This window comes from Gluconobacter sp. Dm-74 (assembly GCF_018256135.1).
Classification (GTDB): Bacteria; Pseudomonadota; Alphaproteobacteria; order Acetobacterales; family Acetobacteraceae; genus Gluconobacter; species Gluconobacter cadivus.
On record NZ_JAERLX010000003.1, the window covers coordinates 302,700 to 317,236 of the forward strand.

Below are 14,537 nucleotides of genomic sequence, written 5' to 3' on the forward strand. Positions count from 1 at the left end.
TCAGTCTCTGGATGACCTCTCCCTTAGCGTGGAGCGATCACCATCAGCATCTGGCGGTTTTCAAGGCGGGGCATCTGCTCCACCTTCGCCTTTTCTTCGACTTCCAGCCGGATACGCTCAAGCATCTTGATGCCGAGCTCCTGATGGGCCATTTCACGGCCCTTGAAGCGCAGGGAAATCTTGACCTTGTCGCCTTCGTCAAGAAAGCTGTGAATGGCCTTGAGCTTCGTCTGGAAGTCATGCTCGCCCGTACCCGGACGGACCTTCACTTCCTTGATCTCAACGACCTTCTGCTTCTTGCGGGCTTCGTTCTTCTTCTTCTGCTGCTCATACTTGAACTTGCCGTAGTCGAGAATCTTCACGACAGGAGGAACAGCGGTCGGGCTGATTTCCAGCAGATCGAGACCCACCGAAAAAGCGCGCATCATGGCATCCCGGGTCGTCATGATGCCCTGCATTTCGCCTTCTTCGTCAATCAGACGAACCTGCGGAACACGGATTTCCTCGTTGACGCGCGGTCCTTCACGGGTGGGCGCGGCCTGCATCGGCGGTCTAGCTATGGTCAGCTCCTGTCATCAGTTTCGTTCGGGCCCGGAAGCCTGCATCCGCCTTCACGAGGAAAGGCGGGATACGGCCAGTCCCGATCCCGTTCCTTCTGCACATAGTCCCGCCTTACGCCCGGTGCAAGGGGATTACGTTCAATCCTGTGTCGCGCGTGCGATGTCGGGGGCCTGAGCTTCTTTCGCGAGGGCCGCAACGGCCTCGTCGAGCGACAGGATTTCCTGCGTCGCGCCGCCCAGACGCCGCATGGCGACCTTGCGTTCCTCGGCTTCGCGACGACCAACGACCAGAATGACCGGAACGCGCGCGAGGCTGTGTTCGCGGATCTTGGCGTTGATCTTGTCGCTACGGATGTCGGTTTCGACCTGGAGTCCCGCTGCCTTCAGCGTCGCGGCGACTTCGTTGGCATAATCGCCGGCATCGGAGACGATGGACGCTACGACAACCTGCGTCGGTGCCAGCCAGAGTGGGAACTTGCCGGCATACTGCTCGATCAGGATGCCGATGAAGCGCTCGAAACTGCCGAGAATCGCGCGGTGCAGCATAACCGGACGATGACGGTTGCTGTCCTCGCCGATGTAAGAGGCGTCCAGACGTTCCGGCAGGACATAGTCCACCTGAAGCGTACCGCACTGCCAGTCACGGCCGATGGCGTCCGTCAGCACGAATTCGAGCTTCGGGCCGTAGAACGCGCCTTCGCCCGGATTGTATTCGTACTCGACGCCCGCGATTTCGCAGGCTTTCTTGAGCGCGCCTTCCGCCCGATCCCAGACCTCGTCCGAACCCGCCCGCGTTTCCGGACGGTCCGAGAACTTCACGCGGAAGCTCTCGAATCCGAGGTCGGTGTAAACCTCGGCCAGCATTGCCACGAACTTGGCGGTTTCGTCCGCGATCTGGTCATCCGTGCAGAAAATATGCGCGTCGTCCTGCGTGAAGCCGCGAACGCGCATGATGCCGTGCAGCGCGCCCGACGGCTCGTAACGGTGGCACGCGCCGAATTCCGCCATCCGCAGCGGCAGCTCACGATAGGAACGCAGGCCGTGGCGGAAGATCTGCACGTGGCACGGGCAGTTCATGGGCTTCAGCGCGAGGGTTTTGTCTTCGTCCTCGACGCTCGCGATGAACATGTTCTCGCGATACTTGTCCCAGTGGCCCGAAGCCTCCCAGAGTGCACGGTCCACGAGCTGCGGGGTGCGGACTTCCTCGTAGTTGTTCCGCTCCTGCGCGCGGCGCATGTAGTCCTGAAGGACCGTGTAGAGACGCCAACCCTTGCGGTGCCAGAAGATCTGTCCGACGGCTTCTTCCTGAATATGGAAGAGGTCCATCTCGCGGCCGATGCGGCGATGGTCGCGCTTTTCGGCTTCCTCAAGGCGCAGGAGATGGGCGTCCAGCTCCTTCTTGTCGCGCCAGGCGGTGCCGTAGATGCGGGTCAGCATGGGGTTGCGATGGTCGCCGCGCCAGTAGGCCCCGGCCACGCGCATCAGCTTGAACGCCGTGCCGACATCGCCGGTGGTGCGCAGATGCGGGCCGCGGCACAGATCGAGCCATTCGCCCTGACGGTAGATCGAGATCTGCTCGTCTTCCGGCAGGTCCTGAATCAGCTGGGCCTTGAAGTCTTCGCCCTTCTCTTCGAAGAAGCGGATGGCCTCGTCACGATCCCAGACCTCGCGGACGAACGGTGTGTTGGCCGCTACGATCTCGCGCATCTTTTCTTCGATGGCCGGGAAATCTTCCGGGGTGAACGGCTTCTCGCGGGAGAAATCGTAATAGAACCCGTCCTTGATGCTCGGCCCGATCGTGACCTGCGTTTCAGGCCACAGGGACTGCACCGCTTCGGCCAGAACATGCGCCGCGTCATGGCGGATCATTTCCAGCGCGTCCTCATCCTTGCGGGTGACGAACTTGACGGACGCGTCGCTGCTGATTTCGGTGCTGATATCGACGGGCTTGCCGTCTACTTCCATCGCCATGGCGGCCTTGGCGAGGCCTGGTCCGATGGAGGCGGCGATCGTCGTGCCCGTCACCGTCCCGTCGAATGTGCGGACGCTTCCGTCGGGGAGTGTGATGGCGGGCATGGAGATCGCTCCTGTGCGAGTGGGGCCGGCAGATCGCTCTGCCGAAAAATGAACGGGTAAATGGCCTCAATCCCCGTCCCGCCGCAACCCCCAGACGAACAGTCGAACCGTTTTCAGGTTGCTTTGTCCGTCTGGATCACCAGAGACGGCCCATCATAAGGATCGGACGAGCGTCCTTCGTCCCATCCGAGCGTGACATAATGAAGGAGCGGCCAGATCCCGTAATAGGCATCCTGCGTCACGTCCGGATTGCTCCGGGCATAATATAGCGGATCGAACACTCGATACTCGTGCTGCTGCCCGTCATGCTGCGCCCGATGGGCCACAAAGCCAGACGGGATGCTGAGTGGAGGGTGCGGAACGCTCTCTTCCGTGCCCAGCAGAATGCCCGGATCGATGCCCAGATCGCGGAAGCGCTGCGCGACTATGGGGGCATAAATATTCGGAACAGGCCGGTAACCGGCAGCAAAATCCTCGGCGTCCGTATGGAAATAAAAGTGAAGATGTGTCCCGTCTGCAGGGTGCTCCAGTGTCTCGCCGGTGTCTGTGGCGGTCAGTTTTTGGCGCGCAAAGCGGCGGATATCTTCATAATCGGGGCGGTTGTGCAGATGGAGATGCACGAAAGGCGTGCGGACATAGCGTTCGGGATAAAGGCTTTGGGGATTGTGGAAGCCGCGGTCCAGACTGACGATCGTTCGTGCTTTGAACAGACTGCGCCGGACGATCTGGGGCAGGTAATAATCCGGCGCCTCTGGCACGTTCAGCAGTAGGCGTTCGGTAATGAAGGTCGCGTTTTCCTGCTCCAGATAGTCGAACTGTCGGCGGATAACGTCAGGATCGAGCGAAAGCTGGTCCAGAAAAACCGTCAGGAACTCGTCGCAATCCAGCGGGACGGCAAAATCGTAGGACTCTTCTGCATCCCACTGGCGGATGATGCTCGCGATGACCTCGCCCTTATGCAGGAAATCACTGGGCGATGTATGATCGCGGATGATCCGCACGCCTTTTTCTTCATAGCGGCGCTGGATCTCCAGAGCGGCGGGATCGGTCGACCCATTGTCGATCACGGTCAGGCTGGGAAAACCGAAAATCGCCGCGTGCCACAGAATCCACGGCTCCAGCAGGGTCGCCTCGTTCTTCTGCATCATGACGCAGCGGATTCGGGTCATCGGGACAGCAAGGCGTTCATGCAGGCCTCGACCCGTTCCACGGGCAGCATCGCCAGATCGGGCACCACGATCAGCTCTGTTCTGCCGGACGTGAGGGTGAGGGGGGCTGTCAGGCGCGGATCGCTGTCCGGGCCAAACAGCGTGAGGCAGGGTGTGTCCATCGCGGCAGCCAGATGCATCGGGCCGGTGTCGTTGCCGATCACGAGGGAGGCACGGTCGAGCACGCCTGCGAGTTCAACCATCGTGGTCTGGCCCGTCAGGTCGAGGGCCGCTGGGCAGACGCGCAGGATATCCTGAGCCAGAGGCGCTTCGGTCCGGGTTCCCACGATGACCGGACGGATGCCCTTCGCGGCAAGGGATTTTGCGATTTCGGCGAAGCGGGCGCTGGGCCAGCGTTTCTGAGGGCGGTGAGGGGCTGCGCCCGGCACCAGAACGGCATAGGGGGTAGCAATCTCCGGTCCATGGCCCTGAAGCCAGCGCGGAACACTGCGCGGCAGGGGCGTGACCCCGGCGTCATGGAGCTGATCGTCCAGCCGAGCAAGGGTGTGCATGGCGTTGCGCGACGGATTGCCGTGCGGATGGCAGCAACCATCGGAAATGCCGGACCAGTTTTCTGGCTGTCCTGCGAGGCGGAAATAGGTTTTGGAGCGACCGGAGGTCTGAAGGTCGAACACCCGGTCATAGCCGCGCAGTTTTCGCGACAGGTGCCACAGCCCCGGCAGATTCCGCATCGACGGGCGGTCATCCGTCAGGATCTCGTCGAACCACGGCGCGGCGCGGGCCAGATCCACGAAAGGCGCGGTCGTCAGAAGGGTCAGCGTGGCGTCGGGGAAGGCGGCCCGAATGGACGCGAAAGCGCCGAAAGCCTGAACGAAATCGCCCAGCGCGCCGAGCTTTATAACAAGTATGCGACTCATGAGCCGACTTTAGCAGGGTGTTGCGGAACGCCAACCATTCCCAGCCGCCGTTCCGCAAAGAAAATCTGCCCTGTGGCCGATTAGGCCGTGGTGTCGACGCCCTGCGGTGCCGCAGCCGGTTCGCCCTTGGCGACCACGACCATGGCGGGCTTCAGCAGGCGGCCCTTGAGCAGCCATGCCGGCGTCCAGGCCTGCATGACATGGCCAGACGGATGCTGGTCGGATGGCTGTTCCGCCATCGCCTGATGCAGGTTGGCGTCGAACGGCTTGCCGGTCGGGTCTTCGCAGGTGATGCCGTTGCGTTCGAGAATGCCGAGGAACGAGCGCTGTGTGCCCTCGATTCCCTCACGCAGCTTCGTGATGAGGACGTCCTCACCTTCCGTCTTCGCGGGCAGGGAGGCCAGACCGCGCTCAAGATTGTCAGCGGCTTCCACCACGTCGCGGGCGAATTTCTGGATGGCGTACTGGCGCGCATCCTCGATGTCGCGCTTGGCGCGGGCGCGGATGTTCTGGCTTTCGGCTTCCGACCGAACCCAGCGGTCCTTGAGTTCCGCAACCTCGGCTTCAAGAGCCTCGATGCGGGCTTCGGGAGTCGTCTCTTCCAGCGTTTCACCGCCGGTTTCGTTCATGCCCGGGGTCTCGTGTCCGGAGGTCTCGACGCCCTGTTCAGGCACGTCATGGGCCGTTTCCGGCGAGGCGTTGTGGTCTGTCATGTCACGACCTTCTTTGGTGGGACGGGCCATCATGCGGCCCCGTTCTTCTTCAGGAGATAACGCTGATTGTCCTAAAGACAAGGGTTGCGCCGTCGCATAACGACGCATCATGTCATTGAAAAGCCTATTTTCCGCCATCATGGATCATGGGTTATAGGTAAAAAGCCGCAACAGTTCTCAGCAGACGGACCCCTTATGGAGACGCCCCGAACCCCCTACGCGCCGCCCGCGCCTGCCTCGCAGACGCCGCCCGGAGCTTCCGCCGCGCCGATTATCGCGCTGGTGGACGATGACCGGAACATTCTCGCGTCGGTTCAGATGACGCTCGAAGCCGAAGGATTTACCGTTCACACCTATACCGACGGCGAAAGCGCGCTGCAGGGCATCACGTCGCGCCCGGTCAGCCTCGCCGTTCTGGACGTGAAGATGCCGCGCATGGACGGCATGGAACTGCTCCAGCGCCTGCGCTCGCGCTCGAACCTGCCGGTCATTTTCCTGACGTCCAAGGACGAGGAACTGGACCAGCTCATGGGCCTGCGTCTGGGCGCTGACGATTACATCACCAAGCCGTTCTCTCAGCGCCTGCTGATCGAGCGTATCCGCGCTTTGCTGCGCCGTCAGGATGCCAGCCGGGCCGAGGCCACGGGGGTGGCAGCCGTCGGCTCCGCCATCGTTCGCGGCAAGCTTTCGCTGGACGAGACGCGTCATCAGTGCCTGTGGGACGGGCAGGACATTGCGCTCACGGTCACGGAGTTTCTGCTGGTCAAGGCTCTGGCCCTGCGTCCGGGGATGGTGAAGTCGCGCGATCAGCTCATTGATGCTGCCTATGGGGACAACATCTATGTCGATGACCGCACGATCGACAGCCACATCAAGCGCGTCCGCAAGAAGTTCCGGCAGGTGGACGACGAGTTCAACCAGATCGAGACGCTGTACGGCATCGGCTACCGCTACCGGGACGAGTAAGCGCGCGTGGACGATGATTCGGGGGCTTTTCCGACAGGCCATATTCTCGATGCTGAACGGCTGGAACAGGGCCGGGACCGGCGGCGTGCCGAATCGGCCCGGGCTGGTCTGCGGGCAGGGCTGGGCGAGTCTTTGCGGAGGATCGGCGCAAAGATCCTGAAGCGCCTGCGCCCGCCCCGGGCTTCGGAAATCTCGCTATCGCGGCGGCGTCTGGCTTCCCCGCTTCTGGTGCGAATTCTGCTGCTTAACGCTCTGCCGCTCGCCCTTCTGGCCGTCACACTGTTGTTTCTGGACCAGTTCCAGAACGGGCTGCTGGAAACCGACGTCAACGCCCTGCGCGAACAGGCCCATATCTATGCTGGCGCCCTCGGCCAGTCCGCTGTCCGTGTGAACGCGCACGGGCCGGGCCACCCCGTGCCCGGAGGCAATCTGGAACTGGACGTCGCGCAGGCCCGCCCGCTTCTGGCCAGCCTCACCGAGCCGAGTCCGAACGCCCATGCTTTGCTGTTCGATCCGGATGGCAAGCTTGTCGTGGACAGCCGCACGGCATCGCGCCGCAAACAGGACCATGCGCTCCCCGATCCTGCCGACGGCACGCCGTGGCAGCCACCGCGCAACAATATTTTGGAAAGTTTCTATGACTGGCTGCTGTCGCTCCTGCCGCTGACCTCCAGCGAGGAAGTCACGCTCGACACCAACGATACCGCCATGGACGGCCCGCATGATGCCCGGCCTCTCCAGTCGCAGGCTGAACTGCCCCCCTTCATCCGCCGCACCAAGGACCATCAGCTTGTCGTGACGGTGGTGGAGCCCGTTGTCCGCGACGGCGTGACGGTGGGCGAAATCCAGCTAACGCGCCATGCGCCGGAAGTGGACCGGACGCTGTTTGCCGTCCGGTCCTCGATCCTGTCGCTGGTGCTGGCGGCGCTTGTCGTGACGGTGTTGCTGTCGTGGTATCTGTCGCTCACAATCGCCCGCCCGTTGCTGACGCTGGCGCGGGCGTCCAACGACATGCGCGAGGCGGATGGGCGCAAGGATCTGGTGCCTGAACGGCTACTGGTCCGCCGGGACGAGATCGGCGTTCTGGCCCGTTCGCTTCGGGGTAGTGCGCTGGCGCTCTGGGCTCGGATGGATGACATCGAACGCTTCGCCGCTGATGTCAGCCACGAAATCAAGAACCCGCTTTCCTCTATCCGCTCCGCGGTCGAGACTCTGCCGCGCATCCAGATTGCCGAGCGTCGCGACCGGCTGATGGGGATCATCAACAGCGACGTCAAACGGCTGGACCGTCTGATTACCGACATTTCCGACGCCAGCCGGATTGATGCCGAACTCTCCCGCGTGCGTCCCGAACCCGTTTCGGTCGTCGCCCTCCTCGCCATTCTCGCGGAAATGCACCAGACCACCCGCCGGGAAAACGATCCCGTGCTGCGTCTGGATGTTCGCGATCAGGATCCGCCGCTCAAGGCGTTGGCCGTGGAGGACCGTCTGGTTCAGGTGCTGCGGAACCTGATCGGAAATGCAGTCTCGTTCTCGCCGCCCAAGGGCATCATCGCGCTCCATGCCAGCGCGCGGGACATCGCGGGCAGCGGGCCGGGAACGGGGAGTGTGGTGGAAATCACCATCACCGATCAGGGCCCCGGGATTCCGCCCGGCAAGCTGGAAAGCATTTTCGACCGCTTCTATTCAGAGCGCCCCCAGACCGAGAATTTCGGCCAGCATTCCGGCCTCGGGCTCGCGATCAGCCGGCAGATCATTCACGCCTTGCGCGGCAACCTGTTCGCCGAGAACCGGATGGATGCGTCCGGTGCGATCAGGGGTGCCTGTTTCGTGGTGCGGCTCCCCCGCGCGTCCTGACGCTGCCATCTGGCCCGTTCCCTGCACCGTAATGGCGGGCTCCGGGAACAGACCCGCGATTGCGCCCGGAACAAGGGCTGCCGCGACAGGCAGCGCCAGAAGCAGGGCCGCAAAAGCAGGCCGGGACATGGCCGTCATTTCCCGGAGGAAAGGGCGAGGAGCACATGACCGGTCTGGTGGCGCGCGCGCTGCTGGTCCCGCAGGACGTAAAGATCCTCATGGGCGCGGGAGAACGCGTCCTGCTCGCAGTCGGCGCCATCGCTGTCCACCAGCCAGTTGTCCTGAATGAGTTTCTGGCAGACGGCGTGGGATGCCTGGGCAATTTTCTGGTTGGCGATGGTCCAGTCGCGCGTAGTCCTGAGATCCAGCGACGAGAGGTCGATTTCCGTACTGGTCGTCCCGATCCCGCTGGGAGCGGCATGGGCGGCCTGAAGCGGCAGGGCGAGGCTGGCGGTGGAGAGAGCGCAGAGCAGCAGAGTGGAAAAACGGGTCATGGCACGACATTCCTGAAGTCGGTTCCGACGCTGATTGCGTCTGGAAATCTTCAATGCAGGAAGCGTGCCAGTTTTTATTTTCAGTCAGAAAAATTCGATCTTCAGCAGGCTGAAAATGGATTATTTAGGTAAAATCATAAAATCCGCCATGAAGTGGCGTATTTTTTCACTATCCGTGAGGTGTGGCGGTCAGGCTGAGGGCGATGCGCTGTTCGGGAAGGGGGAAACGCTGCACGATCCGCAAGGTCAGGGCCGGTTTTGCTGCGCCCAGAGCCTCGTTCAGGGCTGTCTGACACTGGTTGAACGTCTGTCCCTCGCGGATCATGGCCGCGACATGCCGGGTATGGTTCAGCGTGAGGCCATGATCGGCCAGCGCCAGAGAAATGGCCGACAGTGCTGCCTGACATTCATCCGTCAGCCGTCCGGGGCGATCCCCATCCGGGCTGAAACCGCTGAAATCCGTGCAGGTAACCTCGTCTCCATGTACGGTGACGGTCGGGGAGGGGAAGGATGTGCCCATGGTGGTTCTGAGTCCTGATCCATGTCAGGGGGCCGTCATGCCCCTGTCCGGCCCAAGGTCTTAGTCTGCTCCTGAGGAGGTCGCAATCCGTCATGTCTGTCCCGACATCCCTGCCTGAAGGTTCGGTCCATGCAAGTTGTGTGGCGTGGAACGGGGCAGCTGTCCTGATTTCAGGGCCATCGGGCGCGGGGAAATCGGAACTGGCTCTGCGGCTGATGGATGCGGGTTTTGATTTGGTGGCAGATGATCGTGTGCTTTTGGAGGGAGCGGTGGCTTCGGCCCCGGCGCGACTTGCGGGGCTGATCGAGGTCCGGGGGGTAGGAATCCTGCGGACATCTTTTGTTGCGAAAGCGACGGTCCACCTGCGGGTCTGTCTGGGGCAGGGGCAACCCCGCCTGCCCGAATCGCGTCGGGACCCCTGGACGGGTGCGGTGATGTTGTGTCTGGAGCCCGGTTTTCCGGGAACAGTGGCCCGGATCAGGGCGGCGCTCAAAGCTTGTTGCGGTTCTTATGAATGGGTTGCAGGGGCCGGAGAAACGCTAAAAAAACGTGAAGGTTTGAAATAGTTCCGTACCAAAAGAAAAAAGGCTAGAGTGTGGCATGGCATCGGCGAACCATCCCGAGTCTGGCTCCTTATCCGGCTATGGTCACGGGTCCCGTCGGATCCTGATTGTAACGGGTCTGTCCGGGGCGGGAAAATCATCCATATTGCGGGTTCTGGAAGATCTGGGTCATGAGGTCGTGGACAACCCACCTCTGAACCTGATCCAGGCGCTCGCGTCACGGGCCGGACAGAATCTGGCCATCGGAATCGACGTCCGCAGTCGCGGGTTCGAAGCCTCTCGCGTTCTTGAAGAGCTGGAACGTCTTCGCCTCCTGCCGGACTGTGTGGTGCAGCTCCTCTACGCCACTGCCGAACCTGAAATCCTTCTGCGTCGCTTCACCGCCACGCGCCGCCGCCATCCGCTAGTGACAAGTGGCACCATTCTTCCCGGAATCGAGCAGGAAACTGCTCTTCTGGCTCCGCTGCGCGCCAATGCGGATCTGGTGATCGACACGTCCGACCTGCCTTCGCCGGAGCTGCGTCAGCTGATCGAAACGCGCTTTGGCTGCTCGGGTGGGGACGGGCTGACGGTTGCGCTGATGTCCTTTGCCTATCCGTCAGGTCTGCCGCGCGAAGCCGACATGGTTTTCGATGCGCGTTTCCTGCGTAATCCGCATTATGATCCGTTCCTCCAGCCCATGACCGGTCTGGATGAGGCAGTTGTGCAGTACGTGAAGTCGGACCCGGCCTATCCCGCCTTTTTCGGCCATATCCAGAGCCTTCTGGAACTGGTGCTTCCCCGTTTTGTCGCGGAAGGCAAGAAATATGCCACCATCGCTATCGGATGCAGCGGCGGACGCCATCGCTCGGTAACGATCGTGGAAGAACTGGCCCGTATTCTCCCCAAAGCCATGCCGGTCGGGCCGATGATGGTTCTGCACCGCGAACTCGCCCGCAAAGGGGTGGCCCCCCGGCGCTGGGCCGTCCCTCCACAGGACCCGCCACAGGATCTTTCTTTACAGGACAGAACAGTATGATCGGACTCATGCTGATTACGCACGGACGTCTTGGCGATGTCCTGCTGGAAACGCTGGTTCACGTCGTGGGTCCGCAGACTCAGGTGGGCGTGGTCGGCGTTGCGGATGATGACGATCCCGCCGTGCTGCGTCCTGCGGCCGAACGCCTGCTCCAGCGCCTCGATACCGGCGATGGCGTTCTGGTGCTGACGGATATTTTTGGGAGTTCGCCTTCCAATCTGGCGCTGTCCCTGCGCGAGCCGGGGCATGTCGAAGTCGTGTCAGGCGTAAATGTGCCGATGCTGGTCAAGCTGGCGAAAACACGTCGCGATCTGGACCTTGCGGGCTGCGTGGAAAAGGCCACAATGGCGGGGCGGAAGTATATCGCCGTGGCGTCACAACTTCCTGCCCCCTGTCTCCATGGCGGGCCGCGTGCCTGTACGCTGCCGGTTCATTGAATCGAGTTCGCTGAATGAGTGATACGACCCTGTCCGTTCCGCCGCGTACTGTCAGCATTGTCAATCATCTGGGCCTTCATGCCCGCCCCGCCGCCAAGATCGTGACGACTGCCGAGCGCTTCGACGCTGAAGCCACGATTGCTCACGGCTCAAATGTCGTCTCCGCCCTGTCGATCATGGGACTAATGATGCTGGGAGCCGGGGAGGGGCAGAGCGTGACGCTCCGTGCCCACGGGCCTCAGGCGGTCGAGGTGCTCGACGCTCTGGAGGCTCTGATTGCGGACGGATTTGGCGAGCGTGACTGAAACGCCGCCCCGTCGCCGCTCTTCCCGACAGCCCCGCCGCAGCGCGTCCTCCAGTACGTTTCTTCAGGGCAAGGCCATCACGCCCGGTATGGCACTCGGCCCTGCCGGACGGGTTGAAGCCCTCCCGCTGCCCGACATCACTGAACGCTACAGCGCCATTGGGCCGGAGGCAGAGAACGTCCGTCTGGACGAAGCCATCGCCCGGGCGTTCCACCAGATCGAGAAGATGCGCGACCGGCTGGTTGGCTTGCCGGAAGAGGGCCGGGCGGAAATCGCCTCCCTCCTGACGGTCTATGAACGGATGCTCGGCCCGTCGCGGCTGGTGCGTCAGGTGCGGGAGCGGATCGCGGGTGAGGGGCTTTGTGCGGAGGCAGCCGTTTCGGACGTCACGCAGGAGCTGGCGGCGCAGGTTTCGCGCATGGCCGATGCCGTTGCACGGGAAAACAGCGCACAGGACGCTGACGCCAATCTGCGTCTTGCGGGGGAGTTCGAGGAAGTCGGGCGTCGCCTGATGCGGAACCTGACCGGCATCTCCTATCGTGCCTTTTCCAGCCTGCCTTCCGGCTCCGTTCTGGTGGCGGAGCAGCTGCGTCCAGCCGATGTTGCCATGATCGATCCCGCACGCATCGCGGCGGTCGTCACGCAGGGCGGGGGCGGGGCGGACCACACCGCGATTCTGCTGCGCGCGCTCGATATTCCTGCCATTCTCGCCGTGCCGAACCTTATGGCGCAGGTTCAGGAAGGCGAGATGCTGGTCGTGGACGGGCATCTCGGGACCGTCACGCTGTCGCCAAACGACACCGAACTGCGTCTGGCGGCGGAGTCCGCACAGCGTGAGGTCAGGGAAAAGCGGGCCTTCGGACGGCTCAAGCGCTTGCCTGCCCAGCTTCAGAGTGGCGAGGACATCGAGCTTTCGGCCAATCTGGAACTGCCGGCGGAAATGCCGATGCTGCTGCGCAATGGTGCGAAGGGCATAGGTCTTCTGCGCAGCGAGTTCCTGTTCGGTGAGCGCGAAGACCTGCCGGACGAAGATGGTCAGACCGACGCCTATCGCGCCATCGTGCAGGCCATGGATGGCCGTCCCGTCACGATCCGCGTGCTGGACTGGGGCGGCGAGAAAGGTCGGGCCTGTATGCGTCGGCTGGGGCTGGCGGAGCAGGTGGCGGATGGTGGCAATCCTGCGTTGGGCCTGAGAGGCGTGCGTCTGCTCCTGCGGGTGCCGGAGGTGCTGGAAACGCAGTTCGCCGCGATCCTGCGGGCCGCCGAGTCTGAAGAAGGCGCAGCCATCGGTCGGGTGCGGATTTTGCTGCCGATGGTGACGTCCGCAGACGAAATCGTTGCGGCGCGGGAGATCTATGACCGGGTGGTCCGACGCCTCAAACGCAAAGGCCATACGTTGCCCGATCCGCTGCCGCCGTTGGGGATCATGATCGAAACTCCCGCTGCCGCTCTGACGGTGGATACGCTGGCCCGGCACGCTGATTTCATGGCGCTCGGCACCAATGACCTGACGATGTACACGCTCGCCGTGGACCGTTCGGATTCCATGGTGGCGGACCGCTACAGCCCGCTTCATCCGGGTGTGCTGCGGCTGATTGAGGCGGCGGCGGATTCGGCCCTGAAGGCGCGCCGTCCGATTTCGGTCTGTGGAGAAATGGCGTCTGATCCGCGGGTGGTGGCGCTGCTGATCGGTCTGGGTCTGCGTTCTTTTTCCATGAATTCCGCCTCCCTGCCACGCGTAAAGCGCCTGATCCGGACCCTGACGCTCGAAGACTGCGACCAACTCCGCCGACAGGTCATGCTGGAAAGCGATCCGGACCTGATCCAGGATCTGGTGCGGCAGTTCGCAACCTGACACTGTTTGTGCGTGGGTCTCTCGGCAAAGCGGGGCGGGGATGCCATATTGACGTCCATGCCGGATTCTTCTGCTACTGCTGATACGCTCGTTTTCTCGCCTGAGGTCACACAGCGCCTCGACCTCACGGCAGAGTGGTGCCAGCGCAACGGGCAGCGCCTGACCGAAACACGGCGTCAGGTGCTGGGGCTGATCCTGTCCAGCGAGAAGCCGTCCGGGGCTTATGATCTTCTGGCCAGACTGCGCCCCGCCCACCCGAAAGCCGCCCCGCCCACCGTGTACCGGGCGCTGGATTTCCTGCTGGAAAATAGCCTGATTCACCGTCTGGAGCGGTTGAGCGCCTTCGTGGGCTGTTCCCATGCCGTGGAATGTCCGCATGGCTGCAACCACCATGACGAAGGCGGAATGCACCGGGCGCAGTTTCTGATCTGCCGGGGCTGTGACCGGGCGTGGGAACTGGAGCAGGAGGCCATCGCGCCGGTTCTGACCCGTGCCGCGCAAAGCATGGGCTTTAAAGCCGAGTCCGCGACCGTCGAAATCGAAGGCCTGTGCGTGGCCTGCCAAAAAGCCGGTGCCCTGCCGGTCCGCCGACCGAAAACCACGGCAGGCTGAAACGCATGGGCCGTCGTCGTTCCCCGTCGTCGGCGCCGCTGTTTGAAACGCTGCCCCAGTCCCGCCGTCCGCGCCCGGAAAATCCGCTGCCCCGCGTTTCTGTGGCCCCGACTGACCAACCGGATCTTCTGGGCTGGAAGCCACCGCTGACGCATCTGGATGCGGGAGAGGTCGAAGCCTGTTTCCTGTCTCCTGTCGGGTTCCGCCCTCCGTCCGGGGAGGCGTTTGTGTATCATCTGACGGATATCGTCAGCGCCCGGATGATTGTGGAAAATGGCCTGTCTCTGACGGACGGAATCAGGTTCCGCACGGCCGCGCATCTGGCGCAGGATCTTGCGGATGCTCCGGTGACGGAAGATCTGGGGATCGTGCGTGTCCGGCGGCGTCTGATCCAGCCCTGGCTGACGGCGGATCGTCAGGACGGCCGTCCGTGCTATGTGCTCGGTCCGGAAACATCATGAGAGGCAGGGAGAGT

The 14,537-nt window shown here is 62.7% G+C and carries 16 protein-coding genes; 9 read left to right on the forward strand and 7 right to left on the reverse strand.

The window, feature by feature from the left end; translation table 11 throughout:
• Positions 1–23 precede the first annotated feature (23 nt).
• From infC to JK208_RS06910, 5 genes are all read right to left on the reverse strand, one after another.
• Positions 24–545 (reverse strand): translation initiation factor IF-3, encoded by a 522-nt coding sequence (gene infC, locus JK208_RS06890; RefSeq protein WP_099285755.1) that lies wholly within the window; start codon positions 543–545, stop codon positions 24–26.
• A 153-nt stretch (positions 546–698) separates the two neighbouring features.
• Complete coding sequence (gene thrS / locus JK208_RS06895; protein WP_211575124.1) at positions 699–2,636, reverse strand: threonine--tRNA ligase; 1,938 nt, start codon at positions 2,634–2,636, stop codon at positions 699–701.
• 113 nt (positions 2,637–2,749) lie between these two features.
• A complete protein-coding gene (locus JK208_RS06900; RefSeq protein WP_211575125.1) occupies positions 2,750–3,805 on the reverse strand; it encodes a glycosyltransferase family 2 protein in 1,056 nt (351 codons plus the stop codon).
• The gene (locus tag JK208_RS06905) at positions 3,802–4,722 is read right to left on the reverse strand and encodes a glycosyltransferase family 9 protein (RefSeq protein ID WP_211575126.1); all 921 of its coding nucleotides are present in this window, start codon (positions 4,720–4,722) and stop codon (positions 3,802–3,804) included. The genes JK208_RS06900 and JK208_RS06905 overlap by 4 nt, the downstream gene beginning before the upstream one ends.
• A gap of 80 nt (positions 4,723–4,802) precedes the next feature.
• Positions 4,803–5,468: a nucleotide exchange factor GrpE gene (locus tag JK208_RS06910; RefSeq protein ID WP_194261172.1), complete on the reverse strand. Its 666-nt coding sequence runs from the start codon at positions 5,466–5,468 to the stop codon at positions 4,803–4,805.
• A 162-nt stretch (positions 5,469–5,630) separates the two neighbouring features.
• On the opposite strand from JK208_RS06910, the gene JK208_RS06915 reads away from it, so the two are divergent.
• Both JK208_RS06915 and JK208_RS06920 read left to right on the forward strand, forming a co-directional pair.
• The gene (locus JK208_RS06915) at positions 5,631–6,401 is read left to right on the forward strand and encodes a response regulator transcription factor (protein WP_062031216.1); all 771 of its coding nucleotides are present in this window, start codon (positions 5,631–5,633) and stop codon (positions 6,399–6,401) included.
• Positions 6,402–6,407: 6 nt separating this feature from the next.
• Positions 6,408–8,258, forward strand: a complete 1,851-nt coding sequence (locus JK208_RS06920) for a stimulus-sensing domain-containing protein (protein WP_211575127.1) — start codon at positions 6,408–6,410, stop codon at positions 8,256–8,258.
• 134 nt (positions 8,259–8,392) lie between these two features.
• Here JK208_RS06920 and JK208_RS06925 read toward each other — a convergent pair whose 3' ends face one another.
• Positions 8,393–8,752: a UrcA family protein gene (locus JK208_RS06925; protein ID WP_211575128.1), complete on the reverse strand. Its 360-nt coding sequence runs from the start codon at positions 8,750–8,752 to the stop codon at positions 8,393–8,395.
• A 169-nt stretch (positions 8,753–8,921) separates the two neighbouring features.
• Complete coding sequence (locus JK208_RS06930; protein WP_194261175.1) at positions 8,922–9,272, reverse strand: endoribonuclease L-PSP; 351 nt, start codon at positions 9,270–9,272, stop codon at positions 8,922–8,924.
• Positions 9,273–9,364: 92 nt separating this feature from the next.
• On the opposite strand from JK208_RS06930, the gene JK208_RS06935 reads away from it, so the two are divergent.
• Genes JK208_RS06935 through JK208_RS06965 form a run of 7 tightly spaced genes read left to right on the forward strand, consistent with a single transcriptional unit; the run spans position 9,365 to position 14,523 of the window.
• Complete coding sequence (locus JK208_RS06935) at positions 9,365–9,838, forward strand: HPr kinase/phosphorylase (RefSeq protein ID WP_211575129.1); 474 nt, start codon at positions 9,365–9,367, stop codon at positions 9,836–9,838.
• A gap of 34 nt (positions 9,839–9,872) precedes the next feature.
• Positions 9,873–10,853 (forward strand): RNase adapter RapZ, encoded by a 981-nt coding sequence (rapZ, locus tag JK208_RS06940; protein ID WP_194261177.1) that lies wholly within the window; start codon positions 9,873–9,875, stop codon positions 10,851–10,853.
• Positions 10,850–11,290 carry a PTS sugar transporter subunit IIA gene (locus tag JK208_RS06945; protein WP_099285746.1) on the forward strand — a complete coding sequence of 147 codons (441 nt, stop codon included), beginning with the start codon at positions 10,850–10,852 and terminating at the stop codon, positions 11,288–11,290. Before rapZ ends, JK208_RS06945 begins: the two co-directional genes overlap by 4 nt.
• Before the next feature lie 14 nt (positions 11,291–11,304).
• Positions 11,305–11,595, forward strand: coding sequence for an HPr family phosphocarrier protein (locus JK208_RS06950; protein ID WP_211563961.1), 291 nt, complete (start codon positions 11,305–11,307; stop codon positions 11,593–11,595).
• Complete coding sequence (ptsP, locus tag JK208_RS06955) at positions 11,588–13,450, forward strand: phosphoenolpyruvate--protein phosphotransferase (protein WP_211575130.1); 1,863 nt, start codon at positions 11,588–11,590, stop codon at positions 13,448–13,450. The genes JK208_RS06950 and ptsP overlap by 8 nt, the downstream gene beginning before the upstream one ends.
• Positions 13,451–13,507: 57 nt before the next feature.
• Positions 13,508–14,062: a Fur family transcriptional regulator gene (locus JK208_RS06960; protein WP_211566232.1), complete on the forward strand. Its 555-nt coding sequence runs from the start codon at positions 13,508–13,510 to the stop codon at positions 14,060–14,062.
• A gap of 5 nt (positions 14,063–14,067) precedes the next feature.
• Positions 14,068–14,523, forward strand: a complete 456-nt coding sequence (locus JK208_RS06965; protein WP_211575131.1) for a hypothetical protein — start codon at positions 14,068–14,070, stop codon at positions 14,521–14,523.
• The last annotated feature ends 14 nt before the right edge of the window (positions 14,524–14,537 follow it).

Excerpts from the sequence above, each read along its gene's own strand:
- rapZ (WP_194261177.1), top strand. The coding sequence starts at position 9,873 with ATGGCATCGGCGAACCATCCCGAGTCTGGCTCCTTATCCGGCTATGGT.
- JK208_RS06935 (WP_211575129.1), top strand. The coding sequence starts at position 9,365 with ATGTCTGTCCCGACATCCCTGCCTGAAGGTTCGGTCCATGCAAGTTGT.
- JK208_RS06965 (WP_211575131.1), top strand. The coding sequence starts at position 14,068 with ATGGGCCGTCGTCGTTCCCCGTCGTCGGCGCCGCTGTTTGAAACGCTG.
- JK208_RS06930 (WP_194261175.1), bottom strand. The coding sequence starts at position 9,272 with ATGGGCACATCCTTCCCCTCCCCGACCGTCACCGTACATGGAGACGAG.
- JK208_RS06915 (WP_062031216.1), top strand. The coding sequence starts at position 5,631 with ATGGAGACGCCCCGAACCCCCTACGCGCCGCCCGCGCCTGCCTCGCAG.
- thrS (WP_211575124.1), bottom strand. The coding sequence starts at position 2,636 with ATGCCCGCCATCACACTCCCCGACGGAAGCGTCCGCACATTCGACGGG.
- JK208_RS06905 (WP_211575126.1), bottom strand. The coding sequence starts at position 4,722 with ATGAGTCGCATACTTGTTATAAAGCTCGGCGCGCTGGGCGATTTCGTT.
- JK208_RS06960 (WP_211566232.1), top strand. The coding sequence starts at position 13,508 with ATGCCGGATTCTTCTGCTACTGCTGATACGCTCGTTTTCTCGCCTGAG.
- infC (WP_099285755.1), bottom strand. The coding sequence starts at position 545 with ATGCAGGCCGCGCCCACCCGTGAAGGACCGCGCGTCAACGAGGAAATC.
- JK208_RS06900 (WP_211575125.1), bottom strand. The coding sequence starts at position 3,805 with ATGACCCGAATCCGCTGCGTCATGATGCAGAAGAACGAGGCGACCCTG.
- JK208_RS06950 (WP_211563961.1), top strand. The coding sequence starts at position 11,305 with ATGAGTGATACGACCCTGTCCGTTCCGCCGCGTACTGTCAGCATTGTC.
- JK208_RS06925 (WP_211575128.1), bottom strand. The coding sequence starts at position 8,752 with ATGACCCGTTTTTCCACTCTGCTGCTCTGCGCTCTCTCCACCGCCAGC.
- JK208_RS06945 (WP_099285746.1), top strand. The coding sequence starts at position 10,850 with ATGATCGGACTCATGCTGATTACGCACGGACGTCTTGGCGATGTCCTG.
- JK208_RS06910 (WP_194261172.1), bottom strand. The coding sequence starts at position 5,468 with ATGATGGCCCGTCCCACCAAAGAAGGTCGTGACATGACAGACCACAAC.